At 51.6% G+C, this 26545-nt stretch carries 28 protein-coding genes and 1 tRNA gene; 14 read left to right on the top strand and 15 right to left on the bottom strand.

All coding sequences use genetic code 11. The annotated features are described in order from the left end of the window. The first annotated feature begins 43 nt into the window (after positions 1 to 43). Positions 44 to 907, top strand: coding sequence for a PhzF family phenazine biosynthesis protein (locus tag FHS30_RS15690; protein WP_183911452.1), 864 nt, complete (start codon positions 44 to 46; stop codon positions 905 to 907). Between the two features lie 66 nt (positions 908 to 973). Here FHS30_RS15690 and gcvH read toward each other — a convergent pair whose 3' ends face one another. Continuing rightward, a complete protein-coding gene (gene gcvH, locus FHS30_RS15685) occupies positions 974 to 1363 on the bottom strand; it encodes a glycine cleavage system protein GcvH (protein ID WP_183911451.1) in 390 nt (129 codons plus the stop codon). A 42-nt stretch (positions 1364 to 1405) separates the two neighbouring features. Next, entirely contained in the window at positions 1406 to 2491 is a 1086-nt protein-coding gene (gcvT, locus tag FHS30_RS15680) for a glycine cleavage system aminomethyltransferase GcvT (protein WP_183911450.1), read from the bottom strand. A 175-nt stretch (positions 2492 to 2666) separates the two neighbouring features. On the opposite strand from gcvT, the gene FHS30_RS15675 reads away from it, so the two are divergent. The 3 genes from FHS30_RS15675 (at position 2667) to FHS30_RS15665 (ending at position 6195) form a co-directional block, all read left to right on the top strand. After that, positions 2667 to 4769 (top strand): AsmA family protein, encoded by a 2103-nt coding sequence (locus tag FHS30_RS15675; protein WP_183911449.1) that lies wholly within the window; start codon positions 2667 to 2669, stop codon positions 4767 to 4769. Next, the gene (gene mutY / locus FHS30_RS15670) at positions 4762 to 5853 is read left to right on the top strand and encodes an A/G-specific adenine glycosylase (RefSeq protein ID WP_183911448.1); all 1092 of its coding nucleotides are present in this window, start codon (positions 4762 to 4764) and stop codon (positions 5851 to 5853) included. The genes FHS30_RS15675 and mutY overlap by 8 nt, the downstream gene beginning before the upstream one ends. A gap of 63 nt (positions 5854 to 5916) precedes the next feature. After that, complete coding sequence (locus tag FHS30_RS15665) at positions 5917 to 6195, top strand: oxidative damage protection protein (RefSeq protein WP_183911447.1); 279 nt, start codon at positions 5917 to 5919, stop codon at positions 6193 to 6195. A gap of 1 nt (position 6196) precedes the next feature. Here the strand turns inward: FHS30_RS15665 and FHS30_RS15660 are convergent, their stop codons facing one another. Then, entirely contained in the window at positions 6197 to 6529 is a 333-nt protein-coding gene (locus tag FHS30_RS15660) for a type 1 pili tip component (protein WP_246341357.1), read from the bottom strand. 147 nt (positions 6530 to 6676) lie between these two features. Between FHS30_RS15660 and FHS30_RS15655 the strand changes: the two genes are divergently transcribed. The 5 genes from FHS30_RS15655 (at position 6677) to FHS30_RS15635 (ending at position 10690) form a co-directional block, all read left to right on the top strand. Beyond that, positions 6677 to 6752: transfer RNA gene (locus FHS30_RS15655), tRNA-Phe, on the top strand. A gap of 336 nt (positions 6753 to 7088) precedes the next feature. After that, complete coding sequence (locus FHS30_RS17420) at positions 7089 to 8141, top strand: tyrosine-type recombinase/integrase (RefSeq protein ID WP_183911446.1); 1053 nt, start codon at positions 7089 to 7091, stop codon at positions 8139 to 8141. Next, a complete protein-coding gene (locus tag FHS30_RS15645) occupies positions 8134 to 8820 on the top strand; it encodes a hypothetical protein (protein ID WP_183911445.1) in 687 nt (228 codons plus the stop codon). The genes FHS30_RS17420 and FHS30_RS15645 overlap by 8 nt, the downstream gene beginning before the upstream one ends. Before the next feature lie 320 nt (positions 8821 to 9140). Then, complete coding sequence (locus FHS30_RS15640; protein WP_183911444.1) at positions 9141 to 9584, top strand: hypothetical protein; 444 nt, start codon at positions 9141 to 9143, stop codon at positions 9582 to 9584. A 548-nt stretch (positions 9585 to 10132) separates the two neighbouring features. Further along, positions 10133 to 10690, top strand: coding sequence for a hypothetical protein (locus tag FHS30_RS15635; RefSeq protein ID WP_183911443.1), 558 nt, complete (start codon positions 10133 to 10135; stop codon positions 10688 to 10690). 771 nt (positions 10691 to 11461) lie between these two features. On the opposite strand, the gene FHS30_RS15630 is transcribed toward FHS30_RS15635, so the two are convergent. The 5 genes from FHS30_RS15630 to FHS30_RS15610 form a co-directional block, all read right to left on the bottom strand. Then, positions 11462 to 12208, bottom strand: coding sequence for a hypothetical protein (locus tag FHS30_RS15630; RefSeq protein WP_183911442.1), 747 nt, complete (start codon positions 12206 to 12208; stop codon positions 11462 to 11464). A gap of 101 nt (positions 12209 to 12309) precedes the next feature. Beyond that, positions 12310 to 12963 (bottom strand): AbiV family abortive infection protein, encoded by a 654-nt coding sequence (locus FHS30_RS15625; RefSeq protein WP_183911441.1) that lies wholly within the window; start codon positions 12961 to 12963, stop codon positions 12310 to 12312. An 87-nt stretch (positions 12964 to 13050) separates the two neighbouring features. Then, positions 13051 to 13701, bottom strand: coding sequence for a hypothetical protein (locus FHS30_RS15620; protein ID WP_183911440.1), 651 nt, complete (start codon positions 13699 to 13701; stop codon positions 13051 to 13053). A 78-nt stretch (positions 13702 to 13779) separates the two neighbouring features. Then, positions 13780 to 14850, bottom strand: coding sequence for an SIR2 family protein (locus FHS30_RS15615; RefSeq protein ID WP_183911439.1), 1071 nt, complete (start codon positions 14848 to 14850; stop codon positions 13780 to 13782). Between the two features lie 132 nt (positions 14851 to 14982). Then, positions 14983 to 15591: a dioxygenase family protein gene (locus FHS30_RS15610; RefSeq protein WP_221197331.1), complete on the bottom strand. Its 609-nt coding sequence runs from the start codon at positions 15589 to 15591 to the stop codon at positions 14983 to 14985. Positions 15592 to 15959: 368 nt separating this feature from the next. Here FHS30_RS15610 and FHS30_RS15605 point away from each other — a divergent pair, with 368 nt between their 5' ends. After that, positions 15960 to 16325, top strand: a complete 366-nt coding sequence (locus FHS30_RS15605; RefSeq protein WP_183911437.1) for a PEP-CTERM sorting domain-containing protein — start codon at positions 15960 to 15962, stop codon at positions 16323 to 16325. A gap of 49 nt (positions 16326 to 16374) precedes the next feature. Continuing rightward, complete coding sequence (locus FHS30_RS15600) at positions 16375 to 16866, top strand: FAD-binding oxidoreductase (protein WP_246341356.1); 492 nt, start codon at positions 16375 to 16377, stop codon at positions 16864 to 16866. On the opposite strand, the gene FHS30_RS15595 is transcribed toward FHS30_RS15600, so the two are convergent. The 5 genes from FHS30_RS15595 to yrfG all read right to left on the bottom strand — a co-directional run bounded on the left by FHS30_RS15595 (position 16856) and on the right by yrfG (position 22409). Continuing rightward, entirely contained in the window at positions 16856 to 18340 is a 1485-nt protein-coding gene (locus FHS30_RS15595; protein WP_183911436.1) for a S10 family peptidase, read from the bottom strand. The two genes, FHS30_RS15600 and FHS30_RS15595, sit on opposite strands and share 11 nt — an antisense overlap. A 216-nt stretch (positions 18341 to 18556) precedes the next feature. Beyond that, entirely contained in the window at positions 18557 to 20107 is a 1551-nt protein-coding gene (locus FHS30_RS15590; protein WP_183911435.1) for a phosphoenolpyruvate carboxykinase, read from the bottom strand. Between the two features lie 279 nt (positions 20108 to 20386). Beyond that, positions 20387 to 21289 carry an Hsp33 family molecular chaperone HslO gene (hslO, locus tag FHS30_RS15585; protein WP_183911434.1) on the bottom strand — a complete coding sequence of 301 codons (903 nt, stop codon included), beginning with the start codon at positions 21287 to 21289 and terminating at the stop codon, positions 20387 to 20389. A gap of 51 nt (positions 21290 to 21340) precedes the next feature. Next, a complete protein-coding gene (locus FHS30_RS15580; protein ID WP_183911433.1) occupies positions 21341 to 21736 on the bottom strand; it encodes a S4 domain-containing protein in 396 nt (131 codons plus the stop codon). Then, positions 21729 to 22409 (bottom strand): GMP/IMP nucleotidase, encoded by a 681-nt coding sequence (yrfG, locus tag FHS30_RS15575; protein ID WP_183911432.1) that lies wholly within the window; start codon positions 22407 to 22409, stop codon positions 21729 to 21731. Before yrfG ends, FHS30_RS15580 begins: the two co-directional genes overlap by 8 nt. Positions 22410 to 22549: 140 nt before the next feature. Here yrfG and cysQ point away from each other — a divergent pair, with 140 nt between their 5' ends. The 3 genes from cysQ to FHS30_RS15560 all read left to right on the top strand — a co-directional run bounded on the left by cysQ (position 22550) and on the right by FHS30_RS15560 (position 24846). Next, positions 22550 to 23392 (top strand): 3'(2'),5'-bisphosphate nucleotidase CysQ, encoded by an 843-nt coding sequence (gene cysQ / locus FHS30_RS15570; RefSeq protein ID WP_425502395.1) that lies wholly within the window; start codon positions 22550 to 22552, stop codon positions 23390 to 23392. A 286-nt stretch (positions 23393 to 23678) separates the two neighbouring features. Then, positions 23679 to 24455, top strand: coding sequence for a zinc metalloprotease (locus FHS30_RS15565; RefSeq protein WP_183911431.1), 777 nt, complete (start codon positions 23679 to 23681; stop codon positions 24453 to 24455). A 169-nt stretch (positions 24456 to 24624) separates the two neighbouring features. Then, positions 24625 to 24846, top strand: coding sequence for a hypothetical protein (locus FHS30_RS15560; RefSeq protein ID WP_183911430.1), 222 nt, complete (start codon positions 24625 to 24627; stop codon positions 24844 to 24846). A 21-nt stretch (positions 24847 to 24867) separates the two neighbouring features. Here the strand turns inward: FHS30_RS15560 and FHS30_RS15555 are convergent, their stop codons facing one another. Then, positions 24868 to 25743, bottom strand: a complete 876-nt coding sequence (locus FHS30_RS15555; RefSeq protein ID WP_183911429.1) for a DMT family transporter — start codon at positions 25741 to 25743, stop codon at positions 24868 to 24870. Between the two features lie 26 nt (positions 25744 to 25769). Next, the gene (locus tag FHS30_RS15550; RefSeq protein ID WP_183911428.1) at positions 25770 to 26501 is read right to left on the bottom strand and encodes a substrate-binding periplasmic protein; all 732 of its coding nucleotides are present in this window, start codon (positions 26499 to 26501) and stop codon (positions 25770 to 25772) included. Between the last annotated feature and the right edge of the window lie 44 nt (positions 26502 to 26545).

The following is a 26545-nucleotide window of genomic DNA, read 5'->3' as shown; positions in this document are numbered from 1 at the left end:
ACTCGCTAACCTTGAGACTTATCAAGCCATTCAGGAATTCGCTATGAAAATCTCCGTCGCCCAAGTCAACGCATTCACAGACCAGAATCGCGGAGGGAATCCCGCGGGCGTTGTACTAAACGCAGACCACCTGACCTACGACCAGAAACTGGCCATTGCCCACGCAGCAAAGCTTTCAGAAACGGCGTTCGTTTCGCGCTCCGCCGTCGCCGATGTCAAGCTAGAGTTCTTTACACCTACACGTCAGATTCCACATTGCGGCCACGCGACAATCGCCACCTTTCGCTACCTTAGAGAGCAGGAACTACTGGGCGAGGGTGACTTTACCAAAGAAACGATCGACGGTACGCGTAGAGTATTATTGCGGGGCGACGAGGCTTATATGGAACAAAGGTCGCCAAAATTCACAGCCATCGATGCACATCTAGCGTCGACGTTACAATCGCTCGGAATCGATGCTGGACAGACTATTGCAGCGCCAATGCGCGTAGATACGGGCAATGGATTTCTTGTACTAGGGCTATCCGACACTCGTTGGCTCGCCGAGCTTAAGCCAGACCTGACAGCCATCAAGGCACTGTCAGAGTCGTTGAATCTGGTGGGGTTTTACCTCTTCAGCAGCGACACTGTGGTGGCCGGCCGCCATGCGACTACGCGAATGTTCGCTCCCAGATTTGGCATTGATGAGGAGGCCGCAACCGGTATGGCTGCAGGACCGCTCGCGTGCTATCTGTCACAGCAGTTGGGCCAGCCAGACACCGAGTTTTTCATTGAACAAGGGCAATTTATGACGCCTGCCTCGCCCAGCATTATTCAAGTGCAACTGGAGAAGCAGGGCAGCGAAATTCACTCACTCATGGCCGGCGGCAATGCACAATTTGTGCGTCAAATTGACCTTGAAATTTAGCTGCCTTATATTTTTCGCACACAAAAAAGCCCGCGAGTGCGGGCTTTTTTAGAGACTACTGAAAACTTACTCGTCTTCGCAGGCGGCGGCGTAACCGTCGGCGTCCAAGGCGTCGTCCAACTCGGTCAAATCCGCTGGCTTCACTTTGTAGAACCAACCGTCATCGTAGGGCGAGCTATTGACGGTTTCTGGCGCATCTTCCAAGGCTTCATTGACGGCGATCACTTCACCGGTAATGGGCGAGAAGATGTCAGAGGCGGCCTTTACTGATTCAACCACACCCGCTTCTTCGCCGGCGTTGACGGTCGAACCCACTTCGGGCGTTTCTACGTATACCACATCGCCCAGTGCTTCCTGCGCGTGGTCAGAAATGCCTACGGTTACAGTGCCGTCGTCTTCAATGCGCGCCCACTCATGGCTGGACATGTATTTCAGTTCTTTGCGAATTTCGCTCATGTGAAGCTCCTCGTCGCGGCGCGCCGCTTAGTTTTCATCCAATTAGAATATTTTTTTGCCGTTGCGGACAAAGCTGGGCTTAACCACTTTCACGGGCACTTGTTTGTTGCGCATTTCTACCAGACATGTGTCGCCCACTTCAACCGGTACGCGCGCCATGGCGATAGAATAACCCAAGGTTGGTGAAAAAGTACCACTGGTCACTTCGCCGGTTTCATCACAGCCCTCTACGATGACCTTTTGATGGCCGCGCAGTACGCCTTTTTCTTCCAGCACCAGGCCCACCAGTTTGCGCTTGACGCCCGCTGCCTTTTGCTCGGTTAACGCAGCGCGCCCAATGAAGTTGCGCTCAGCTGGCTCCCAGGCAATAGTCCACGCCATGTTGGCTTCCAGCGGCGAGACGCTTTCATCCATATCGGCGCCGTACAAATTCATACCGGCTTCTAGACGCAGAGTATCGCGCGCGCCCAGACCGCAAGGTTGTACGCCCGCCTCAGCCAGCGCCTGCCAGAACCCGACCACTTCCGTCGCCGGCACCATCACCTCTAGGCCGTCTTCACCGGTGTAACCCGTGCGGGCGATAAACCAGTCACCGTAGGCCGCACCTTGAAACACTTTCAAACCGCCAATCAACTCGGCGGCCTTCGGCAATACCTGCTGGGTTTTGGCGATGGCGTTCGGGCCTTGCACGGCCACCATGGCCAGCTGCGGCTGCTCGGTGAGCGCCACATCGAAATCCGCGGCCACTTTGTTCATCCACGCCAGATCTTTTTCGCGCGTGGCGCAGTTCACTACCGTGCGATACCAGTCGCCCATGTAGTAGACGATCAAATCGTCGATGACGCCGCCGGCCTCATTGAGCATACCGGTGTACAGCGCTTTGCCGGGGGCCGACTCTATTTTGGCCACGTCGTTGGCGAGCAGTGTTTGCAAGAACGCCTTGGCCTGTGGGCCAGTGACATCCACGATGGTCATGTGGGAAACATCGAACATGCCGGCATCGGTGCGCACCTTGTGGTGCTCATCTACCTGAGAGCCGTAATTTACGGGCATATCCCAGCCGCCAAAATCCACCACGCGACCAGACATGGCCTTGTGGGTCTCGAAGAGAGGAGTCTTGTTTCCCATAATGATCACCTGTTTCCTATAGTGGAAAAGCGCGCATTCTAGCGGCATTGCCAAGGCGTGCAAACAATTTAGGCAAAAAAAACCCTGCCTGCCCGACAATCCACTTTAGAACACCACCTATGCTGATGCAGTGCGTTACACTGCGCGCACGATGTCCCATGTCCAGGAGGTTATTGTGGTACGTATTCTGAAAGTCTTCTTAGTGCTGATTGTGTTGCTGGTCGCCGCCGTTGTGGCTTTGGTGCTCACCTTCGACCCCAACAAATACAAAACCCACATGGTAGACGCCGCCGCGCGCCAAAATATTGCCCTGCGCATCGACGGCGACTTGGGATGGCAGCTGTGGCCGCGCCTCGCCATCAAAGCCAACGGTGTATCGGTGGCAGACCCCGCCAAGCCGGACGCCACTATCGCCGCCATCGAGCACTTTGCCGTGTCACTGCAAATGATGCCGCTGCTGAGCCGCCAAGTTATCATCGATGGCATTACCCTCACCGGCGCCAAGATCGATTTAAAGGTGAACAAAAAGGGCCGTGGCAATTGGCAGAACTTGGGGCAGGTGGCTGGCGCCTCGGTCGAGCCGCAACTGCGCTACGCCCTGGCCACAGACTTCGATCAGGCACAGACGCGCCACGTGCAAGCCGAGCAACCGGCCTTTGATCTCGAACAAAATTTGCAGCTCGATCGCCTCACCTTAAATGACAGCGATCTACGCTTTCAAAACGCCGAGGGTTTAAAGCTGCACCTATCGGCGCTGTCGGCCGAGCTGACTCAACTGAAGCTGGACGGCACCGCCTTTCCCGTTAATTTCAGCTCGGATTTCAAGCTCCAGCGCCCCGAGGCGTCAACACTCATGGGCAACACCAGCGCCGACATGCAGCTGAAAGTGCCCGCCAAACTCGACCAAATCATTATTGAAAACCTCAAGGCGCCCACAGTGCTAGAGCAGGGCGCCACCAAAGCGCGGGTAGAACTTGCGGCCAATGCCACCATCTTGCTGGGGCGCGCCACCGACAGCGGCCTGAGTTATTCCGGCGACTTGAGCTTGGCACCCACCAACCTGCAAAAATTGATGGTTGCCATGGGCACACCGCTGCCGCCCATGGCCGCACCCGAGGCCCTGCACAAGGTGGCGCTGCGCTCACCCTTTGCCGGTACCGATAAGACCTTCAGCCTCACACCCATGACCCTCACCGTGGATGACACCACCATCACCGGCACCGCCGGCATTCGCGATTTCAGCACCGTGGCCATCGAGGTGGACATTCAGGGCGACGCCATCAACCTAGATCACTACCTGCCACCGCCGGAACCCGCTGCCAGCAAGGGTGCCGCCGGCAAAAAGAAAGCCGCCAGCAAGCCGGCCGCCAACCCCGATGCACTGCCGCTCGAGGCACTGCGCAGCCTAAACCTTAAGCTGCTCGCCAAGTTCGATACCCTGTCGGTGAAGGGCCTGAATTTCAAACAGGTAAGAACCAACGCCAACGCTAAGGGTGGGGTGATCACGCTGAAAAGCTTCGATGCGCTCTTGCACGACGGGCCACTCAACGCCAATGCCGTTTTCGACGCCCGCAAAGACACCGCCAAGCTCACCTTTAAAGCCACCGGCGACAGAATGCCGCTACAGGCGTTGTTAAAAGATTTTGATGCGCCGGCGCTGGTGTCGGGCAACGGCGGGGTTGTGGCCACGGGCAATGCGTCCGGTGCCACCAGCACGGCACTGGTGGATAGCATGACCGCTGACATTCAGCTCACCAGCAAAGAAATGCTGCTGCACAGCATGAATTTGGAGAAGAGCATTTGCCAATTGGCGATGTTGGCGCAAAAGCAAGAAATGCCCCAAATCAACTGGGCCGATGCCACCAAGCTGCAAACGCTCACCTCCAATATCCAGTACGCCAATAACGCGCTCAACATTAAGAGCCTGAACAGCGGTGTAGAAAACATGGCGCTGGCGGGGCTGGGCTTGGTCGACCTGAACAAAGGCGCGCTCGATTTTAAATTCAATCTGCGCATCGACGAAGCCGCCAACCAGCTGCTCAACTGCCCCATCACCAATAAAAAACTGCTAAACCGCGACATTCCCGTGCGCTGCAAAGATCGCTTTGAAAAGTTGGGCGCCACCTCCTGCGCACCCGATTTGGCCATGCTGGAAGACCTCTATCGCGACGAGGTTAAAAGCAAATTGGGCAAAGAGCTCGACAAGCAACTGGACAAAAATCCAGAGGCGAAGGAGCTGTTGAAAGGACTGTTTGGGCGCCAAAAGAAGGATGACTAAAGCAACACTCGCCGCAACACAGGCCACAAAACTGGCGCACTTTGCCGACACCGTGCTGGCGTGGTTCGACCAGCACGGCCGCAAACACCTGCCCTGGCAACAGGACATCAACGCCTATCGCGTGTGGGTGTCGGAGATCATGCTGCAACAAACGCAGGTGGCCACCGTCATTCCGTATTTTGAGCGCTTCATGGCGCGCTTCCCCACCGTGCAAGCGCTGGCCGAGGCGCCCATCGACGAGGTGCTGCACCTCTGGACCGGCCTTGGCTACTACGCCCGCGCGCGCAACCTGCACAAGGCTGCAGGCCAAGTGGTGCACGACTTTAACGGCGAGTTTCCGCGCACCGTAGCGCAGCTGGTTAGCCTGTCGGGCATCGGTCGCTCTACCGCGGGCGCCATTAGCTCCATCGCCTTTGGCGAGCGCGCCGCCATTCTGGACGGCAATGTAAAGCGGGTGCTCGCGCGCTACCACGGCGTCGACGGCTGGCCCGGCCAAACCGCCACGGCCAACCACTTGTGGGCCTTGGCCGAAGCCGCCACCCCGCCGGCGCGCAATGGCGACTACACCCAAGCCATGATGGATCTGGGCGCCACCCTCTGCACCCGCAGTAAACCCCACTGCGAACGCTGCCCGCTGCTGGGCGGTTGCGTGGCATACGCCACGGGCCGTATCGCGGAACTGCCCGGCAAAAAGCCACGCAAAGTCCTGCCCGAAAAATCCGTTCAACTGCTCATGTTGCGCAATGGGCAGGGTCAATTGCTACTAGAACAGCGCCCACCCACGGGTATTTGGGGCGGCCTGTGGAGCTTCCCCGAGCTAGATATGGCGCAGTGCGCCCAAGGGTTTGCCGAACAGTACTATGGCCCAGTGGCCGAACTCCAAACGCTGCCCAGCTGGCGCCACACCTTTAGCCACTATCACCTGCACATACACCCGCAGTTAATCCAACTGGCCCGCACCCGTGACGCCGTGGCCGAGCGCCCCACCTGTTGGGTGCGACCGGACGCCCCCGGCAGTCTCGGCCTGGCCGCGCCGGTCACGCGCCTGCTGTCTGAACTCAGCGAAGCGGAACCCCTGATCTAGCGCCCCGCTGGTGACACGCCAGCCACTCTGATATAACAGCCGCCTCACGCACAAGGAGCCAATATGAGCCGCAAAGTCATTTGCCGAAAGTACCAGAAAGAATTAGAGGGGTTGGACATGCCGCCGTTTCCCGGCCCCAAAGGGCAGGCCATCTATGCAGATGTCTCCAAGCAGGCGTGGCAGGCGTGGCTATCTCACCAGACCATGCTCATCAACGAAAAGCACTTAAACCTCATGGACATGACCGCGCGCACCTATTTAAGCGAGCAGATGGAAAAATTCCTGTCGGGCGAAGACTACGATGCCGCCGAGGGCTATGTGCCCCCGAGCGATCAAGACTGAACTAGCTGGCCTGCGCCAGCTTTTCCGCAAATTCTGCGCGCAAGCGCAGATATTCGGGCGTCAGCCCCACATCCTCAAACATCGGATCACCCAACTCGTCGCGGGCCACCACCTTAGGGCCCTGCACATAGGGCATGGTCGATTCAATCTCCTCCAACGCCGCGTGCAGCAATTGATTGATCAACGTCTGCTTATCCACCGCCGGATAAAGCGCCGCCAACGCCTCCAACCGCGCCGCATCTTTCAGCGGAACCTTCAGCGTGTAATCCACCTCGCCCTTCCAGCGCTGGGTGGTGGTTTCCCATTCAGACAACAACTCGCGCACTTTCATCATCAGACTCCTACCGCGTGAACTAGCTCTATAAGTAAAGACGATCTAGCGCCATAAGCCCCTGAATAACAACCTAAAAAAAAGCCCGCCACGGCCTTGACTCAATCCCCCTCAGCGGGTTTAATACGCGCCTCCTGCGAAAGCGGGATTGCCCAGATAGCTCAGTCGGTAGAGCAGCGGATTGAAAATCCGCGTGTCGGTGGTTCGATTCCGCCTCTGGGCACCACTAATTTTAAGGCTCACAAGTAATTGTGGGCCTTTTTAGTTTCTGGCATGTCACAGCAGTGTCACAAACAAAGACAACTAAACGCCGCCCCATCCATTCTAATTAGCTATCAAAATGCCCGCCTAACCTGCCGTGAATTGGCTCATTTTGGGCGGCAATTGCGCCCTATATGTGACACGCCAAAAAATTACGCACCGACAAACTCCATAACACATTGTATTTATTAGGATTTAAACGGAACACGACCCCTATAGCACGGAGATTATTAGTCCGGTGTTGCCGGAAATTAGGCGTTAATGTAGTCTGTTGTGACAGTCAGGTTAAGGACGTAAACACGTGGCAACCATACGAGAAAGGAAGACAAGTAACGGTGAGACACGTTACCAAGCCCAAGTGCGGCTAAAAGGGTTCCCGCTTCAAACCGCCACATTCAACAGAAAGACAGACGCGAAACGCTGGGCTCAGCAAACTGAGGCAGCCATTCAAGAAGGGCGGCACTTCAAAACCTCAGAAGCCAAGCGCCGAACGCTTGCCGAGCTAATTGATCGATACATAAGAGAAGTATTGCCAACCAAACCTAAAAGCATGAATGGACAGGGAAGACAGCTTCTTTGGTGGAAGCAAGAGCTAGGATTTCGCTCGCTTGCAGACATTACCCCCTCTTTGCTGGCAGAAGCCAGAGACAAGCTCCACCATGGACGGCAACCCGCCACCGTAGTTAGATATATGGCCGCCTTATCTCACGCCTTTACAACGGCCGTAAACGAATGGGAGTGGCTAGAAGACAACCCTTTGCGCAAAGTCCGAAAACCTAAGGAACCCAGAGGCAGAGTCCGTTTTTTGAGTGACGACGAACGCGACAAGTTGTTGGCCGCCTGCAAAGCATCAAGCTGCAAACAACTCTATCCAATTGTCGTTTTGGCGCTTTCAACCGGAATGCGCCAAGGCGAAATAATGGGGCTCACTTGGGCAGATGTAGACTTCAAGAGAGGATATTTAACCCTACATGACACTAAGAACGGTGAGCGCAGGTCTGTTCCTTTAGTTGGCCATGCCAAGGAAGTAATAATAAACCTAGCTAAAGCTAGGCGGATAGATACTCCTCTAGTCTTTTACAGCAAGCGCAAACCTTCTTCCCCACTTTTCGTTCGCATCCCGTGGGCCGAAGCTTTAAAAAAGGCGGAGATTGAAAACTTTAAATTTCATGACCTAAGACACACTACAGCGAGCTATCTAGCCATGAATGGAGCATCTCTTGCAGAAATTGCAGATATCTTAGGACACAAGACACTTTCAATGGTTAAACGATACGCACACTTGTCAGAGCAACACACTAGCAAAGTGCTCGAATCAATGAATAAAGGAATATTTAGGCAGCGAGATGAATGACAAGCCAGTTCAGAATAAGCACAGAGATTTCTCAATAAAAGCATATAGCTTTCGGGCAAAGTACAAAACCGACTTCGTTGGAAAACTAATACAAATGCATGACCTTAGACAAAACAGTTTGTATGTGGATCGCTCATATATTGAATTCAAGTATTACTTAACTGACAGACTAAATGAGCACCAAAAAACTTATGAAATACACGAAAGAGACTTGGTAAGTGATAAACGAAAGCTTGGGCGCAAGCCTAAAAATTCAGAATCAATATCAATACTGACAGACATAGCTCTCAATGCTCAAACGCTCAATGATTTACTGCCAAAACTCTCGCTTGAACACAGGGTAAATATCGCGTCAACAGAGCTAATTAGCATGGAAGAGATAACTAAACTAGAAAATATTTGTCAGAAATTATGCAAGGCTTCAAACATTGCAAAAAACGAATATACGTCAACAAACGACAAGGCAACCTCTGCGGTAGCTCTTCAACAATATATTCTCAGTCTAATTGACCTATATGAGTGCTGCACAGCACACTGCGAGAAGCGGAGCCGGAATAAATTCATACGCGAATGTATTGGCCACGCTCTAGAGGGAACTCCCAAATGCGCCGCAACCTTAGAGAAGTTAAACGAAGGAATAAAGCGAGCCATAAGGGAAAGAAGGCGTCAAGGGGAATAACCACCGAAAATATCAACGCATTTTGCCCTTAGAATTTGTACTTCCTCAAAAGCATTATATTCAGCAGCAATCGACAATCAGCGACTGCATAATGAATACGAGGAAATACAAATGCCACATAAAAGACTCTGCACCGTTCAACGACTTCCCAATCTATACCCTGAATCAGGTATAACTTCCGCCTCAATACGATGGCTTATTTTTAATTCAGCTGAAAATGGATTTTCCGTCTGCGTAAAAAGAATGGGAAGAAAGATACTCATCGACCTCGATGAATTTGAGGCATGGCTGGATTGCCAAGCCGCACAGGAGTCCGGCATATGAAGTATCCAAGCCAAGTTGGGAAAATGCCTGCAAGGGTTCTCGCCAGACTGCTGGCCGGACAAAGGCTAACTCACCTATCCTTTCAACACATCGCTGCCACCTACCGTTTAGCAGGCCCAATTGAACGCCTCAGAAACGAATATGGCTGGCCTATTATTGGCCAAGAAAGAATTGTCCATACTACTGATCCAACGGGAAGGGAGGCGCGCTACTTCGTATACCTATTGCAAATTTCCGACATACAGATTGCAGGCAGAGACGGCCAAGAGTTTTCAAAAAGGGTTTTTGAGTGGGAGGCCAAGCGAATAGAGGTACGCGAAAAACGAACTGAGGGAAATGAGGCAACCTTAACCCCCTACAGGCAAAGCAATAACAACTTCCTGAGCCGCGACCATTCTAACATCTATAACGCAAAGGGGTCGAATCATGGCAAGGACTAGAAAAAAAGCTAAAGGAAGGGGCGGCACACCGCCCTTTTTCCGGCTAACTCACGAACTTTTAGACTCACCCCTTTACATCAGCCTTCCATACACCTCTAAAGCGCTCCTTGTAGATATAGTTCGCCAGTACAATGGGCACAATAACGGTGACTTGGCTGTTACACTTTCATTAATGGAAAGGCGAGGCTGGAATTCAAATGGAACGATGAGACGTGCTCTTGAGGCCTTAGAAAATTCTGGGCTACTAATCCGAACGAGGCAGGGTGGCAAGCACCGATGCAGCCTCTTTGCTCTGGCATGGCTGCCAATTGACGAATGTAAAGGGAAACTGGAAATTGAGCCAACCATCACTCCTCCGCTAAAGCTCAGCCTTCAACGCTACTAATTTTGGTGGGCCCTCTAGAGGTCTATACTAGGCCTTTATAGGGCCCATTTAGCAACATTGAATTACATGTATTAGACTTATAGCAAGACCAATTAGCGGCTTAAATTGGCGTTCGCTAGTCCTGCTGAAGGACACCTTTATATATTTACCATGGGTTGCTGTTATGTTGAGTATTTTTCGAAAAATTCAAATTCCGAAGCTTACATACTTTAATCTTAAAGTAGATATTTCGGCTATCGAGGCATGGATTAAAAACCCCAAAGAAATTGCTGTGAATACCAATTTCAGTAATAACGGCCACAATATAAAAAGCTTCACCATTACACTGTTACCCAATGAACCATTCTTGTTCTATCATAACTACCTAAATGAATTTTCTACAACAATAGCTGGCAGTATCTCCATTGGTGACGACAATATCACTACACTTGAGTGGGAGTGGGACAATAAACACTTCTTTGTTTTCACTAGGGAGCCGCATCAAGTTCTATTCTGTCTACCATTGTCAGAAATATTCCCATTTTTGAACGGAATAATGCCTACCAGCACTGCAAATGGCACGCACGGGAAAACAGAAATAGACATTCTCTTGGCGAAAGAGCTTTTTTCTAAACAGTTGACTGTTAGCTGGATGCGCAATGCGTTCATAAAGTATGAAAATTCTCTTATTGAGCTAACCTTAATAAGACCGAGTAGTAGCGAAAAACTTTTATACGATTAAAAATGTCACACGGGCGTCACTATTAAGCACAACACAGCACAAAATTAAACCGGATACTTTCACATCTAAATCGTTGTTTTATATATAAAAACCGCTACAAGCAATATCATTAAGTATTGCCTCATGTTGGCAAAAACCGATTGAAAATCCGCGTGTCGGTGGTTCGATTCCGCCTCTGGGCACCATACACAAAAGCCTCGTCTTCGGACGGGGCTTTTTTGTATGGCGGCCAGAGGCCGGATGAGAACCACCGCCTGGTTCGACTAAATGCGAACAGCATTTAGATACGAGCGAAGCGAAGCCCGCAGGGGATGAATAGCCCTTAGGCTATTCAGATACTTCCGCCTCGCACCCAACTTCCCTCCAAGATGAACCACACTAATACCACCGCCTGGTTCGACAAAATGCGGCCAGCATTTTAAACAAGCGAAGCGATTAATCGGCAGGACAGCCGATTAACAAAGCGAAGCTTCCCAGCGGGCGAACATCAAGGACGATGTGAGTGAACCCCGCAGGGGTTGTAATAGCCCTTAGGCTATTCAGATTATTGATTCGTCACCTCCCTGTGACTCACCCCTTCGGGGCAGCTAACGCTGCCCAAATTTGTTCCTACAAATTTGTCCGCCTCGCACCCAACTTCCCACCAAGATAAACCACACTAATACCACTGCCTAGTTCGGCTCGGGTTTCAAGGTGTCTGCCCCCTTGGTCGACAAAAACGACACTAACTAGGACGTGAAAATGGCCTGAGAGCTTGGCTTGCGACCATAGTCACTTGTTTGCTGCCGCGGTCATCTTCTTGATCAACTTATCAATCAGCTTATCCAGTTCTAAAAACACCTCTTTATCAAATTCTCCAAATTTGGCCGATAGCACCCTTCTACATTCATAGCTGTCTTTCCAACCACAACGCTTTGATAAAATAATCACTTCTTGGTCTAATTTTCCTGACAAAGATTTTATAGCTTCATTTTCTATTTCTTCGGCGAACTCCACTATTGCTAACTTGGCCCACTCGGCCTCCATACCATCGATAAAATTGTCTTTAAAAGAATCTAAATAAGAAGAGTTTAGCTTTGCAATTAATTCAAGCTTTTCCTTACCTCTAAGACGATAAGCTAAAACTGGTGAAATTTGGGACAACTCGGATAGCGCCTCTTCAAAAGGTTGAATCAGCCTTTCCTTAATATCTGTTTTCGCGGCCTTCGCAAGACTATTAAAGTGATTTTCGATCATTGATCCTATTTGCGCATCAATATCTTCTCGATTAACTTCAATCCCCTTTGCTTTAAGCCTATCAGCATAGTGGCGAATATATTCATTTTTAGATTTATCTGCGTTAAATAGTGATGCACTAAGTGCGTATCTTATTTCTAGCAAAATATATAGTACTTTCCTTGCACTACGTTTTGACTCAATAAGTCCTCGATAAAGATATCCGATGCTACTTAATAGTGCGGCAAACGCTAGGCCAGCAACCCCAATCAAAGACGCAATTACTGTTACATCAAATTCCATATAAACCTTTCCATATTATTCAACAGCAAACGCCCGAATTTGGGGCGACCGGAGCGCAGCGTAAGACGCCCCACCCCGACAGGGCGAGCAAGATGTGTATATTAGTTTCGCTGGCTACTTTTCTTTCTCCAACCATTATTTTTTATTCCACTCCTATGGGGCCACCTCAAAAGCTTATTATAAATGTGGTAATCAAACACCTCATCCATGCCACTACCACCCTCGAAGTAGAACTCATTCTCTTCGATTCTTGCGAATATTCTTAGCAATTCATCATTAATAATTGAAATGAATTGCTTTGCATCATTTTGTTTTACTTTCCACGGAGTTGAAATCCGGCTTTCTATATCAACCATCCCTTTTGAACGAGACAAGCCAACATAGACTGCATTCTGCTTTTTCTCTTCAAGCTTTCTGCTTTGGATTAGAGAAATAAACTTTGGAGAATAGTCATTTGTATCTCTTGCTACAAAGCTCCACTGCTTTTTAGGGTGCAAGTACAGGAGCTTTAGCCATTCTTGCTCAAGTTCAGCAGTAGGATAGCCCTCATTGGTTTCTGAGGACCATATATAGTGATCTACCCAGTTAGCCTTTGCAAATTCCTCCAACGCCAGAACCGAAAGCTGAAGAGCACTTGGGTAGGAGCCGTTTTCATACAACAGTACAGAGTCAAAATGAAGACGGATAGCATTTCTCAAAGACTCTGTAGCAATCCTATTAAGCTTGTATTTTGAGATTCCGTCACCCTTCTTCACCGACAATCCTATTCAGAAAATAACGCTGCCATAAACGGCGAGAAGCTTGTTTCGAATCCAGTGCAGCCTGCTGCACACGTCTACTTATCAAGCATTATTTTTTAACTCGAAGACCCATAAAATAACCGCTACAGCTGAAAGCAATTGCATTACTGATTCTTTCGGCGGACTAGACTCATAGCGGCCATGCTGAGACCAATGCCTATTAATAATAGCTAGTGGGCCCTCATTAAATTTACTAGGTTGAAAGGTACAAGCCAAAAAATGAGATAATGTTAAAAGTGGTAATGCTATTTGTCCGGATCCGCTCTCTCTTGCGGCGTTATTAGCTCCATACCAATACCTAGTTTTTTCCTTATTTCCAGAATTAGATATGTGAACTAACGCACCCTCTATTACAGCGAATAGAGCTGGAATACAAATCAGCAGCTTATCTTCTTTGTAAGCCCAGATGGCCTCCATAACCATGGATCTCAAAAATTTATTTAGTAGAGAGGATTTCGATTCCACATAATTAATTACTGCTGAAAAATTATTTTCATAATAATCATAAAAACCTCTGCTTATATCATCCATTGCTACAATTTTATAATATTCCGGAATTGGCATGGTTGGAGAAAGCACCCATCCAATTTCACTACCTTTTTTTATTTTATTTTCATTAGCCAAGACTACTTCAGAAATTAGTTCATCTGAAGTTTTTCCAACAAATAATGATAAAAAATCTTTATAGCTCATAAGTTTATTTACTTTATGATAGGCACTTTACGCCCGCAAAAACCGAGAGCGCACCGTAGCGAAACAGGCGGCTATTTGCTAGGCATCTCTGAGCCGATCCTGCATAAGTTCAATATGCTCAAGACTGAATTTTTTGTTAATTAATTCTGCCTGACCTTTTGCAAGAAGAAATTCATAGTTTTTGCCCGCATTTCTATCTGGGTTAATAATGAATATTTTCCTCCCCTCTACGCCACAGGATGAATCAACAAATGGAAAATTTGATAGAAACAGACTTCTTATAAAGAAATCATCAGGAGCTAAGCTTAAACCGATTATGTAAACGTCATGCGTCATGCAAAAAGCCGATTCCGGCTTATACCATAAAACCGCATTGGAACGAACATCAAACGCTTTACCATAGCCAGGCAAGACTAAAAATGGCTCAACCTCACCTAAAGGTTCATAATGCTGCCATGTCTCGTAGCGTAGCAATGCATTTGAAAAATATATTTCATTCTCCATTATACCTTCAGTAAATTTTAGCGATTTCCAATCTAAAGTGTTTACTGGCCTACCTAAGTCGTTTGGCTCGTTCAGCCTCCAGTTAATTGAGCCGTGCAGCTTACATAGCTTTATAGCCTTATCATCTTCCCAATTATAGGTAAAAGTTTTGCCAACTTTATTTAGAGCCGCTTCCAACAACCCATCCCAATTAAACGTAATTACAACATCTTGCTCATGTAATTGAGACGCAAATTTAAGATATAGCTCAGGAATATTTTTAGCAGATGGCGTGTGCTCAACAATCGATTTAGCAAGATAATAGCGCAAGGCTAGCTTTTCACGAGACCCTTCATCCCTCCACCTTTCTCCTCCGCCATATTCCCTTAATTCAATGTACTCCAGAAAAGTACAAAGATCAGAAAAATCAACACTCAAATAATCTAAATCTTCCCCTCCATACTCCTCGACACATACGTGAGCATACGCGTCAACTCTTTGGAATATGCCATTACACTCTTCAGAAAATTTATGCATCGCGTGCTTTAATAGAGGCGCAGTTAAAGGAATCCCCGCGTCAGCGGAAAAACCAGCGCCTAAAATAAAAACACGATTCTTTCTCACATATCTATTAAAGTCTGTTCTTGATTCGTTATGATTCGTCATTTCTAGAGCTCTCTCTTAAGACACCCATCCCAACACCCTTAAAATCATTCATCAAGGGGCCAGTCTGAAACTGCAAAAGTTTAACGTGGAGACCCTTCTTATTCTTCTGCCCCAACTGTTACCTTCAATACCCTAAAAGTCAGGCTCGCCTTTTAGTCGCAGCTCTAGATTGAGCCTTTGCACGCCATCAACAATTTCCAGCGCACTCACTTTTCTTGATTGGCTCAATTGCCCAACGCCCTGTCGCTGCGCCGCTACCACCAGTGGATCGTCAGCCAAGTAGACGGTTGGCGCCCACTGACGACCAAATGACTTTGATTCAAGCGTCATGTGAACATGGGCTGCCTCTCTGCCTAAATGATCTGGCGCGGGACGAATGGTTTTAAATTCAAAACGCCCATCCTCATCAGTAATGACCCAACCTTGTAAGCGCCATGTCGTATACGAATTGTCGCCAGCACCAAAATCAAAACCTTGACTATCGCGATGGTAGGCATGCACAACCACTGAAGGCGCTGGCGTTCCATTTGGATCCAGTACCCTTCCGCGAATGATCATTGGAATTCCCGGCTCTTCCGGCAACGCAATCCTTCCGCTAGCAGAGAGCATCTCAGGTCGACTACTTACGGCCTCATTCCAACTTTTTAACCATTCTGGATCTGCTTGCCCATAGCCGTTGGGCGATACAACCAACATGCTGAGCAGTGAGATCAATACTGTTGCGTTTAAGGCATATCCCATCATTCGATACCGTCCTTTATATGGAAATTTTACTGTTTAAAAATATCAACACCCACCGCTAAACGGTATTTGCAAAACCTACCCATGTCCATGATTTGTTTCGGGCGCGAATAACATCGGTATCCCACGCTATCCAAACGCCTGAACGCATGTCGGCGCTATCAGCCAGCAACACTCTCCCGCTGGTTAAACTAGCAGCTCTCCCTCTCACAAGCCCACACAAAATAAAGGGACATTTGGTTAAAAATTTTCATTCAAACGCACACGCACGTCATCAACTACCATTAACCAAACACTGCCGCTTCCCTATCCACATGCAGAGCAAAATGGTAATCTTGCACACTCGTACCTACTTAAGCTTAACCGCTATGCCACGCCTACTCCTTTTGTTGAGCTTGCTGTCTGCATTTGCCTATGGCGACGTTATCGTCACGCCTGAGCAAACGGATAGCGAGTTGTTGGAGGCACAACAGGAGGCTGCGGCTAACGATTTCAATTGGCTAACGCTACTTGAGCAAGCGCGCACGCCCGAGCCTGAGCTTGCGGTCAACGCCGGGCCCAGTTGGTACGTCGCGCCATCGCCGCACACCACCACCCATACCAACAGCTTTCAGTTGCCCGAACCAGGAACCCTGCTGTTATTCGGTGCCGGTGTGCTTTTTATGCTGATTGCTCGGCAACTGCGGCCGCGCAAGTCACCGCCGTCTGAGGCCACGCAAAGCGAAAATCCATAACTAAGATTTGCTATGCTGGCGGCACACACCGCTCGGCTACCCACGCGCTATGCTGCCTACCATTACGACCCCAACTCATACTCGCACGACATTGTTAGTAACTTGGTTCGCGTTGACCTTTGCCGGTTTGGTGCACTCGCAAACCGTCGGACTTGCACCATTCACCACCGATGGCTGTTCACGTTTTCCCGATGGCACTCACCAACACCCTGAACTTTGGCAGAGCTGTTGTGTCGCGCACGACGCGGCCTATTGGGCCGGTGGCACTGCCGATCAGCGCAAGCTCGCAGATCAAGCGCTGCAACAATGTGTGGCCACTCAAGGGCAGTCTTCAGTAAGTGCGTTGATGCTGATGGGGGTACGGGTGGGTGGCTCGCCCTTTATTCCCAGCAGTTTTCGCTGGGGTTATGGCTGGCCCCTGTGGCGCGGCTATCAACCGCTAACTGATGCCGAGCGCGCCGAGGTGCTGGCGCGCTGGCCGGAGGAGGTGGTGCCTCCAGATTATTTGAAGGCACCCAAGGCGCAGTCGCCTATTGAATAAAATTGGCGAGGTCTGCCTTTAACTTTTTCAAATCGTGCTTGCGAATGTACATCATGTGGCCCGATTCATAGTAGGCCATAGTGACATTGTTCTTGAGCGCCGCAGGCAGCCCCATGTGCGAAAAATTAAATTCCGTGGCAAAAAAGGGCGTTGCTAAATCGTAGTAGCCATTGGCCACAAACACGCGCATGTCGGGGTTGCGCAACATGGCGTGGCGCAACTTACGGCTCATATCGAACATATCTTCAGCAAAGTCTTCGTAGTTCCACGATTTAACACCGCCGCCTAAGATGTGATACGGCAGGTCGCTGGTAAATTTCAGATCACTGTGAAGATAGTCCATTACCGCGGCGGTGTAGGGCCCGTGGATGGCCATATAGGAGGGGTCGCGATAGCCCGGCTGATTCATGGCATCCAGCTCTTCGGTAACGAAGCGGCTGTCTAGGCGGCCCACGGTTTTACCCTCATCGCGCAACAGGTTGTGCACGAATTCTTTTAAGTTAATGCGCATATTTTGCTCGCGCACTAAGGCCTCTGGCAAACCCGTCAGCGCCGCCAACTTTTTCGTGGCGCTATCAACCTGTGCCTGAGTCGCCCAATCGCCTTGCAGCAAGACGCTGGCGTATTCACCCAGCGCAAACTCGCGCGCTTGTTTAAGGGTGGCTTGTAAGTCGGCTTGCAGTGGGGTGGATAATTTTTTGTGATACCAAGCTGTCGCGGTATAGGCCGGCAACAAACTGATGGGCGACATAATTTGAGTCGGATCATCGGGATCGTTTTCAATGGCAAAATTTAACACGCTGGAAATCAACATTACGCCGTTAAAGTACATGCCCATTTTTTCGCTCATGTGGTGCGCAATGCCCGCAGAGCGCAGCGTGCCATAGCTCTCGCCAACTAAATATTTAGGCGAACTCCAGCGGCCGTTACGCGTAGTGTAGAGGCGAATAAACTCCGACACACTTTTTACATCCTCCCACACGCCGTGGAAATCTTCAGCGCTGCCTTTGCCACCCACGCGAGAATAGCCGGTGCCAACGGGATCGATGAACACTAAATCCGTTTTATCTAAAATAGAAAATTCATTGTCAACCACCTTGTAAGGCGGTGGCGTAGGAAAGCCCTCATCGTCGAACACAACGCGCTTTGGCCCCAGCGTGCCCATGTGCAGCCACACAGAGGCGGAACCTGGGCCGCCGTTATAGGCAAAGGTAACTGGCCGCTTGCCCGCCTTTTCGCCGTTTTTTACATAGGCGGTATAATAGACAGAGCCAATTTTTTCATGCTTGTCGTTGTAGACAAAGGAAATACCCGCTGTGGCGGTGTAGCTAATAGTTTTACCGGCAATGCTGACCTTGTGCTCGGTGACCTTTTGAATTTCTTCGGGAAATGGATCAACCGGTGCGTCGTCTTTTTCCGCTAGAGCCAGCGGCGTGGTCAACAGCAAAAACGCGATCAATAGAATATTGCGCATGAAAGCTTCCTAGTATTTTAGTGAGCGGGCCGCTTACTGCGATTGAAGTGCACACTTAGCACGAGCGGGCCAGATAAAAGAATGACGAACTAAATCTATCAAGCCCTACCCGCTATCCAGACAGGGGGCGATGCAACCATAGGGCATAAAAAAAGGGGCGACCCTGTGGTCGCCCCTTTTGCTTTGCACCGCTTGGGCAGGCTGTTGCCAGCTGCCTTATGCTTTAGGTCCGGCCGCTTCTACGTCGGCAGATACCTTAAACTTGGTGATGTTTTTGGCGAACAGGCCAGCCAGCTTGGCCGCTTGTTCGTCATAGGCCGCTTCGTTGTTCCACGCCTTGCGCGGGTTCAAGTACTTGGCATCGACGCCCGGCACAGACACGGGGATATCCAAATTCAAGGTATCCAAGTGCTCGGTGGCAACGCCATCGAGTGAACCGTTTTGAATGGCTGCAACCACCGCACGCGTGACGGGAATGGGGAAGCGCTTGCCGGTGCCGTTGGCACCGCCTGCACCACCTGTCCAACCGGTGTTGACCAAGTAGACCTTGGCGCCAAAATCCTGCACGCGCTTCATCAACAGCTCGGCGTATTCACGGGCGGGGCGGGGCATGAAGGGTGCGCCAAAGCAGGTGGAGAAGGTGGGGTTGATACCCGCTTCTGCGCCCAGCTCGGTGGAACCCACGCGGGCGGTGTAGCCCGACAGGAAGTGGTAGGCCGCGGCTTCTTTAGACAGGATCGAAACGGGCGGCAACACGCCAGTGACGTCACAGGTCAAGAAGATCACATTTTTGGGCTCGCCCGCGCGGTTTTCTTCAACGCGCAATTCAACGTGTTCGAGCGGGTAGGAGCAGCGACCGTTTTCAGACAGGCTGGTGTCGCAGTAGTCGGCAACGCGCTTGTCATCGACCACAACGTTTTCAACGATGGCGCCAAAGCGAATTGCATCCCAAATCACGGGCTCGTTTTTCTGTGAAAGGTCGATGGTTTTGGCGTAGCAGCCGCCTTCCATATTGAAAACCGCACCCTTGGCCCAACCGTGCTCGTCGTCGCCAATCAGGTAGCGCTCAGGGTCGGCCGACAGGGTGGTTTTACCAGTGCCCGACAAACCAAAGAACAAACAGGTGTCGCCATCTTTGCCGACGTTGGCCGAGCAGTGCATGGGCATGACATCAACGGCGGGCAACAAGAAGTTCTGTACCGAGAACATGGACTTCTTCATTTCGCCGGCGTACTTCATACCCGCCAACAAGACTTTGCGCTGGGCAAAGTTGATGCACACGATACCTTCGGAATTGGTGCCATCGCGCGAGGGGTCACACTCAAAGTTGGCGGCGTGCAGGATCTGCCACTCGTCGCGGCTCTTGGGGTTGTAGTTGGCGGCGCGGATAAACATGTTGCGCGCAAACAGGTTGTGCCACGCTGTTTCAGTGGTCACGGTTACGGGCAGGTAGTGATTTTCATCTTCACCTACATGCAACTTAGACACAAAGCGATCTTTGGCGCCTAGGTAATCTTCAACGCGGGCCCACAGGGCATCAAATTTGTCGGCATCGAAGGGGCGGTTCACGTTGCCCCAATCAATGGCGGCCTCAGTGGTAGGCTCTTTAACGATGAAGCGGTCGGCGGGCGAACGGCCGGTGCGAGCACCCGTTACTGACAGCAGGGCGCCAGTGTTGGTCAGGCGGCCTTCACCGCGTTTGAGCGCTTCTTCGATCAATTGCGCAGAGCTGAGATCCGCGTATACGGTCGCAGTGGCTTGGGTCATTTCTCTCGTCCTGTCAGCGTGATTGCATTAACTATTCAGGATGGTGCTGCCTGTTTTGCAGGGCAATCCATCAATCTAGCGGTCGGCGGGGCCGCCGGCTGAGCCAACCAAAGCATAGCGTTTGGCTGGCCACCCCCAAGTCTTTTTGCCCGGGTTTTACAGCAGCGGTCGTGGCCGCCACCTTATGATGTGACTTTTAAGGTGGCGCATTATGCCAGAGTTCATTCACGCGAGCGATAGTGAATGGTTTAGGAATAACCAAACTTATGTTTGGGCTGATCAATGCACCGTTGGCGGCTCATTGTCGAATAACGCGCGAATTTGCGGCTCTTCAAAGCGGTATTGCTGGTTGCAAAACTGGCAATCAATGGTGATATGTTGTTGTTCTGTAAGGATTTCATAAAGTTCCTCACGCTTAATCTGGGCCAGCGCATTTAAGCTGCGCGACTCGGAACAGGTACAGGAAAACGCCAAGGGTTGCGGATCGAACAGGCGCACGGCCATTTCATTGAATAACCGATATAAATTCTGTGAATGGTCTAGATAAAGCAATTCATCAGACTTTACAGTGTGGGCCAGCGCGACCACGGTATCCCACTGCTCAGCATTGACCTGTTCATCAGCCACCAATTGCTTGGGCAGCGCCTGCACCAACAGCCCACCGGCGCGCTTGCCATCTGCCGCTAACCACAGGCGTGTGGCCAGCTGTTCGGATTGCGAAAAGTACGCCTCCAGGCATTCGGCCAAACTGGCTTGATCGAGCGGCACTATGCCCTGATAGCGCTCGCCCTGATCGGGGTCGATGGTGATGGCCAAGACGCCTTGACCCAACAGGCCCGCCAGACTGGTGTCATTACCCAGTTCAAAAACGCCCGATTCCGGAGTCCGCGCTATGCCGCGCAAACCCTTGTGGCGGGTACATTCCGCCATCATCAGCGGCACCGGCCCGTCGCCCTGAGCCTGCAGCGTGATAACGCCATCAAATTTCAAGGTTGACGACAACAGTGCCACCGCCGCCAGCATCTCACCGAGCAGCTGCTGCACCGGGGCAGGCGCCGGATTGTTAGCCAGCACCTCGCGGTAACTGTCGGCCAGAGTGACCTGTTCGCCGCGAATGTCGCTGCCATCGAACAGGAAGCGCTGAATAATGTCGGCTGTCGCCGGAGTTTGGTCATCTGACATGAACGGGTCCGTTGCTAAAAAGGGGTATTTTACACCAAGGCGCGCCGCACCCTAGTCATCGCTTTCGCCCACCACGCGCCGCACGAAGCGGTGAATTTGGCGGCGCTGCTTTTTGTTGGGCCTGCCCTCGGTGTGAATCTCGCCAGCTTGGGCTTTGCGCGCCGCTTGTTGCTCGCCACGGGCGGCTAAACTGGCCTCGGTCTCGCGGTACAACAACGCCGCCTCGGGCGCGCCTCGGCGCTTATCAGACAATGCCAAGACCTCCACTATTTGCTCGTCGAAACCGCGCCGAATGGTGAGCGACATGCCCACGCTGATGTCTTTACTCACTTTAGGCCGATCGCCGTCCACGCGCACCTTGCCGCCCTCAATGGCGGCTTTGGCCAGACTGCGGGTTTTAAAAAAGCGTGCAGCCCAGAGCCACTTATCGAGTCGCAACTTATCCACGGGCGGCCCGTAAGCTGGGTAATAGTTCGTCAAAGTGGTCGATGGCAGGATAGCTGTCGAGGCGCCGGGGGGTTTGGCTATCGGGCTGATGAATGCCCAGCAAAAAGCCCACGCCGAACGCTTTGGCGGAGTCCAGCACCCGCTCGGTATCGTCCACAAACAGCGCGCGCGCCGGATCGAAGGGTTCCCGTTCCAGCAGTGCGGTCCAAAACGCCTGCACCTCTTTGGGCTCTTGGAATTCGTGCGAGGAAATAATCAGGTCCAGCCATTGGTCCAAGGCCGTCACTTCTAACTTGAGGTCCAAGCCCTTGGGGTGCGAATTGGTGATCAGCACCACTTTTTTACCCAGGTCGCGCAAGAGCTGTAAAAATTCCGCGACGTGCGGGCGCAGCTGAATCTTGTCTTTGATCTCTTCCTTCAACGCCATAATGTCCACTTGTAACTGGTCTGCCCAGTAATCCAAGCAGTACCAATTGAGCGTGCCCTCAATGGCGCGAATGTGGGCGTACAATTCAGCGCGAATCTCTTGCTCTGGCTTACCTCTTATTTGCGCCAAGCGCGCGGGCAGGTGGTCGAGCCAGAAGTAGCTATCGAAATGCAAATCCAGCAGCGTGCCGTCCATATCCAAGAGCACTGTGTCGATACGTGACCAGTCGAGTGAAGGTGCCGTCATAAAAGTAAACCTGTGTGCGGTGGCGCAAGTCTAAACGAGGCGAGGGGGTAATTTCGAATTTTGCGAGCCATTTATGGCATTAGTGCGCCTACGGCCAAGCGCTTTAGGCTAGAATTCAGGCCCCAACACAGGAGATTCACGTGCAACCATTGGATGCCGCAGCCAAAGCGCAATTATTGACCCACCTAACGCCGCTCATTCGCCAAGCCGGCGATGCCATTCTCGCTGTCTACAACCACGCCGACGCGCCCGAAGTGAGCCACAAACACGACAGCTCGCCGCTGACCGAGGCCGATCTGGCCGCGCACCGTATATTGGTTGCTGGCTTGACGCCATTACTCGCGGACGTGCCGGTGCTCTCAGAGGAATCCAAATTACCCGACTACGAGGTGCGCGGCAGCTGGCACCGCTATTGGCTGATCGACCCACTCGATGGCACTAAAGAATTCGTCAACCGCAACGGCGAGTTTACCGTCAATATCGCCTTGATCAACGAGGGTGTGCCGGTGTTAGGGCTGGTGTATGTGCCCGTGAAAAATGTGCTTTATCTGGGCGGGCGCGGCATTGGCGCGCACAAAGACGCGGGCAATGGGCCCCAGGCAATCCAGTGTCGCACCGTTAAATCGGCGCTGGCAGCCGGTGAATCCATCGCACTGGTGGCGAGCCGCAATCACGGCGCCGACGCCGTAGACCGCTTGATGCAACGCCTAGAAAAGGAGACCGGCAAGCCGGTGCTCACGCGCAATATGGGTTCATCGCTGAAATTGTGTTTGGTTGCCGAAGGACTTGCCGACCTCTACCCGCGCTTGGCCCCCACCAGTGAATGGGACACCGCCGCCGCCCAGGCTATTGTGGAAGCCGCCGGTGGGGTCGTGCTGGATGATGATTTTAAAGTGCTGCGCTACAACCAAAAAGACGACATTCTCAATCCGTTTTTCTACGTGATTGGCGACACCAGCTATCCGTGGCAAGAGCTGTTATAACCGAAAATTCAGTCTCGCTTTTTTGCATTCCGGTCGGCGGCAAACCGCCGGCCCAGCCTCTTTCGACATCCGTAAACTCTCAAACTTTTGCATTAGATTAGGTCAATGTGAGCGATACATTTCACTCTTGTATAGCGCAGTAAGAATGATTTATTGCAACTTCCCTGTTTACGCTGGCCTCTATAACACACCTGTACCATACCTTCCTCGTGGTACTAATGCGTTAATGAGGTATCGAAAGACGCGCCTTCTCAAAATGTCATAAAAAAAACATGTGAGGCTTTATATGTCCTTTACCAGAAAACTCGTTGCAATCTCTGCTCTCTCCACACTCGCCGTGCTACCCAATCTCGCCAACGCCGATCACGCGTGGTCAAACTATCACTGGGCCACTACAACGGGCACTGTGAATTTGCCTGTCGTTGATAGTGTGACCCAGGATTGGCAGGCTTCCTTCGAGACATCGCTGTCAAAGTGGAACCAGTCCAACCATATCAATCAGACTGTGGTGAGCGCAGACGACAATTCGCGGACCCGCAAGCGCTGCCCGTCCGTCACCGGCCAAATGCGCGTGTGCAACGCCTACTACGGCAACAATGGCTGGGCGGGACTGGCGTCGATCAATCTCGATAGCAACGGCCACATTAAACTGGGCGTGGCGAAAATGAACGACACCTACATGGCCAGCGACACCACCGCCAATCGCAACCACGTGATGTGTCAGGAAATTGGCCATGTGTTTGGCCTTGGCCACACCAGCGAAGACGGCTCCAGCCAAAACACTTGTATGGATTACTCCAACAGCAATAACAGCCAGTGGCCCAACTCCCACGACTACGCCATGCTCGCGCAGATCTATAACCACACCGACGGCTATGATTCCGCCGGCGGCAGCTCTGATACCTGCAAAGGCAAAAAATGCGCGTCCAAGAGCCCTAAGATTAAAGTAATGCAAAAGGGCCGCATGCAAATTTGGGTGTCTCCCGGCGATGACGACAGCCTGTGGGTACACCACATTTGGTTGGCACCAGGCTTCGAGGATATCGTGCACGATCACGAGTAACATTCATTTTTCAGCCAACAAAAAAGCCACCGCTCGCGGTGGCTTTTTTGTACGGTCGCGCACATATGCCAAGGCGCTTGTCTAAATAACTTATTGTTCTGTACAAATCACACCGCGCACGGCTCCGTTGACTATGCTTGATTAAAGTCGCCAAACAACGGGATCATTTATGGCCAGACTCAAGCGCGAATGCCATATCGGCGTGGGATATCACCGCACCGGTAAATTGCGCGAAAAATTGATTCGTGAAATCACCGGCTTTGAGCGCCAATTACAGGCACTGCAAATGCAATCGGGACCCGTGGATTTTTCACTGCTTCAGACCTACAAAGAGCTGATCGCCTGCCGCCAAACCGTGCTTAAAGGCCTGCCCCAAGACACCTACACATAATCACCTACCGCAAATAGCGAGTTAAGCGGGCGGCCTGGGGCTCGCTGGTTCAACGTCATCCCCCAACCATAAAATCCAACACGCACTGATCACCACCAGCCCAATGCCCAATAAGCTCCACAGGGTGGGTAACTCCTGCCAAAACAACCAGCCCCACACACCAGCGAAGACCACACTCAGGTAAGAAGCCGGCGACAGCACACTGGGCTTTACCGCTCTGTACGCCAAGGTGTAGAGCCGCAACGCCAATGCCAGCCCCAAACCTAGCAATAACAATAGCCCCCACACCCAAAGAGGCGCGGGCGCCAAATGCCAAAGCGCAAAGGGCAAACTGACGGCCAAGGCGATGGAAAAGTAATAGAGCAACACCGACTCATTGGATTCGGTTTTGGTCAACAATCGCGTAGCGATCATGCTGGTGGCCATCATCGCCGCCGCAAACAATGCCGCCAAATGCCACACATCAATGCTGGCGGGCCAGGGCCGCAAAATAACAATCACCCCAATAAAACCAAAGGCCAACGGGCCCCAGCGCTTAGCGGGAACGCGAATTTGTAGCGCCCACAAAGCGATCAGTGGCACGAACAGGGGTGCGCTATTGCGCAAGAGCGTGGCATCCACCAATGAAATATGTCCCAGCGAGGCGTAGTAGGCGTAGAACGCCAGCACCCCGGCCAACCCTCGGATCAGATGCAATCCCGGCCGCTGGGTTGCAAACGCGCGCCCGCGCTCGCGCCACAACAGGGGCAGGTACAAACACAGGCCCACTAGATATTGACTGGCCACCACCACGTGCACGGAAACGTATTGCGCCGCAAGCTTTGAACCCGCGGCCACCAAGCTTGCCACCAATGACGTGAGCAAGCTCAAGACCAGCGCGCGCGGTAAATTGGACATAAAAATAAATCGCTCTCGCGCGGTGGTTATTGCAGGTAGCCGGCAATGGTGGGAAAGCGCCGCGCCAATTCACCGGATTGTTGGAGCCGCAAAATTGCGGCGTTGATTTGGCGTTGCAGCTTAATACCCTTGGCATTATTGAGAAAGGAGTAGCCCAAGTATTTATGGGCCTGCATGGCGCTTGGATCATAGTTGAGCATGGGCACGCCCAATTGCTCGCACAAAATATCCATCTCGTTTTTGCTGATCAAGAGCGCGTCCAGTCGCCCTTGGTTGAGCATGTTATAGAGCGACGTGGCATTAACACCTGGCACTACGAACAAGCCCGGCACCGAGTCCAGTGGCAATTCCAGCAGAGTGCCCTCCACGGTACCGAGTCGCATGTGGGCCAATTCATCGAGCCGGCTCAGCCTTGGCTTACCCCGCGCGGTAAAAATGTAGAACTCCACGCGCATGAGCGGCGCAGAATAGAGCACGTCCACTTTAAAGTGATTCGGCAACCAAGAGGGAAAATAGGCATCAACTTGGGCAGATTCCAGTTTAAGTACTGCGCGCGCATAGGAACTTACTTGCAGGGCCGACTGCACGTCGGCCTCGGCCATCAACAGCTCATGCAACTCCGCGAGCAGGCCGGATTTATTGGTTTCTAAATGAACGGGCAAGCGAGGCGCTGCGACCTTGGCACTCAAATGCTCTGCCGTGGCGGATTGGGCAAGTACCAGCACAAGCGCGATTCCAAGCGCCGCAAGTTTCATCATGCCGTCCAAATCCTTATTATTTCCAATCCAACATAATATAGACA

Origin of the sequence: Simiduia aestuariiviva (genome assembly GCF_014192475.1) — a bacterium.
In the GTDB taxonomy this organism is placed as follows: Bacteria; Pseudomonadota; Gammaproteobacteria; order Pseudomonadales; family Cellvibrionaceae; genus Simiduia; species Simiduia aestuariiviva.
This window is presented reverse-complemented; position numbering and strand designations above follow the sequence as displayed.

Bases quoted from the DNA above. Each gene is read 5' to 3' on its own strand.
- FHS30_RS15690 (WP_183911452.1), top strand. From the start codon at position 44: ATGAAAATCTCCGTCGCCCAAGTCAACGCATTCACAGACCAGAATCGC.
- gcvH (WP_183911451.1), bottom strand. From the start codon at position 1,363: ATGAGCGAAATTCGCAAAGAACTGAAATACATGTCCAGCCATGAGTGG.
- gcvT (WP_183911450.1), bottom strand. From the start codon at position 2,491: ATGGGAAACAAGACTCCTCTCTTCGAGACCCACAAGGCCATGTCTGGT.
- mutY (WP_183911448.1), top strand. From the start codon at position 4,762: ATGACTAAAGCAACACTCGCCGCAACACAGGCCACAAAACTGGCGCAC.
- FHS30_RS15665 (WP_183911447.1), top strand. From the start codon at position 5,917: ATGAGCCGCAAAGTCATTTGCCGAAAGTACCAGAAAGAATTAGAGGGG.
- FHS30_RS15660 (WP_246341357.1), bottom strand. From the start codon at position 6,529: ATGATGAAAGTGCGCGAGTTGTTGTCTGAATGGGAAACCACCACCCAG.
- FHS30_RS15645 (WP_183911445.1), top strand. From the start codon at position 8,134: ATGAATGACAAGCCAGTTCAGAATAAGCACAGAGATTTCTCAATAAAA.
- FHS30_RS15640 (WP_183911444.1), top strand. From the start codon at position 9,141: ATGAAGTATCCAAGCCAAGTTGGGAAAATGCCTGCAAGGGTTCTCGCC.
- FHS30_RS15635 (WP_183911443.1), top strand. From the start codon at position 10,133: ATGTTGAGTATTTTTCGAAAAATTCAAATTCCGAAGCTTACATACTTT.
- FHS30_RS15630 (WP_183911442.1), bottom strand. From the start codon at position 12,208: ATGGAATTTGATGTAACAGTAATTGCGTCTTTGATTGGGGTTGCTGGC.
- FHS30_RS15620 (WP_183911440.1), bottom strand. From the start codon at position 13,701: ATGAGCTATAAAGATTTTTTATCATTATTTGTTGGAAAAACTTCAGAT.
- FHS30_RS15615 (WP_183911439.1), bottom strand. From the start codon at position 14,850: ATGACGAATCATAACGAATCAAGAACAGACTTTAATAGATATGTGAGA.
- FHS30_RS15610 (WP_221197331.1), bottom strand. From the start codon at position 15,591: ATGGGATATGCCTTAAACGCAACAGTATTGATCTCACTGCTCAGCATG.
- FHS30_RS15605 (WP_183911437.1), top strand. From the start codon at position 15,960: ATGCCACGCCTACTCCTTTTGTTGAGCTTGCTGTCTGCATTTGCCTAT.
- FHS30_RS15600 (WP_246341356.1), top strand. From the start codon at position 16,375: ATGCTGCCTACCATTACGACCCCAACTCATACTCGCACGACATTGTTA.
- FHS30_RS15595 (WP_183911436.1), bottom strand. From the start codon at position 18,340: ATGCGCAATATTCTATTGATCGCGTTTTTGCTGTTGACCACGCCGCTG.
- FHS30_RS15590 (WP_183911435.1), bottom strand. From the start codon at position 20,107: ATGACCCAAGCCACTGCGACCGTATACGCGGATCTCAGCTCTGCGCAA.
- hslO (WP_183911434.1), bottom strand. From the start codon at position 21,289: ATGTCAGATGACCAAACTCCGGCGACAGCCGACATTATTCAGCGCTTC.
- yrfG (WP_183911432.1), bottom strand. From the start codon at position 22,409: ATGACGGCACCTTCACTCGACTGGTCACGTATCGACACAGTGCTCTTG.
- FHS30_RS15565 (WP_183911431.1), top strand. From the start codon at position 23,679: ATGTCCTTTACCAGAAAACTCGTTGCAATCTCTGCTCTCTCCACACTC.
- FHS30_RS15560 (WP_183911430.1), top strand. From the start codon at position 24,625: ATGGCCAGACTCAAGCGCGAATGCCATATCGGCGTGGGATATCACCGC.
- FHS30_RS15555 (WP_183911429.1), bottom strand. From the start codon at position 25,743: ATGTCCAATTTACCGCGCGCGCTGGTCTTGAGCTTGCTCACGTCATTG.
- FHS30_RS15550 (WP_183911428.1), bottom strand. From the start codon at position 26,501: ATGATGAAACTTGCGGCGCTTGGAATCGCGCTTGTGCTGGTACTTGCC.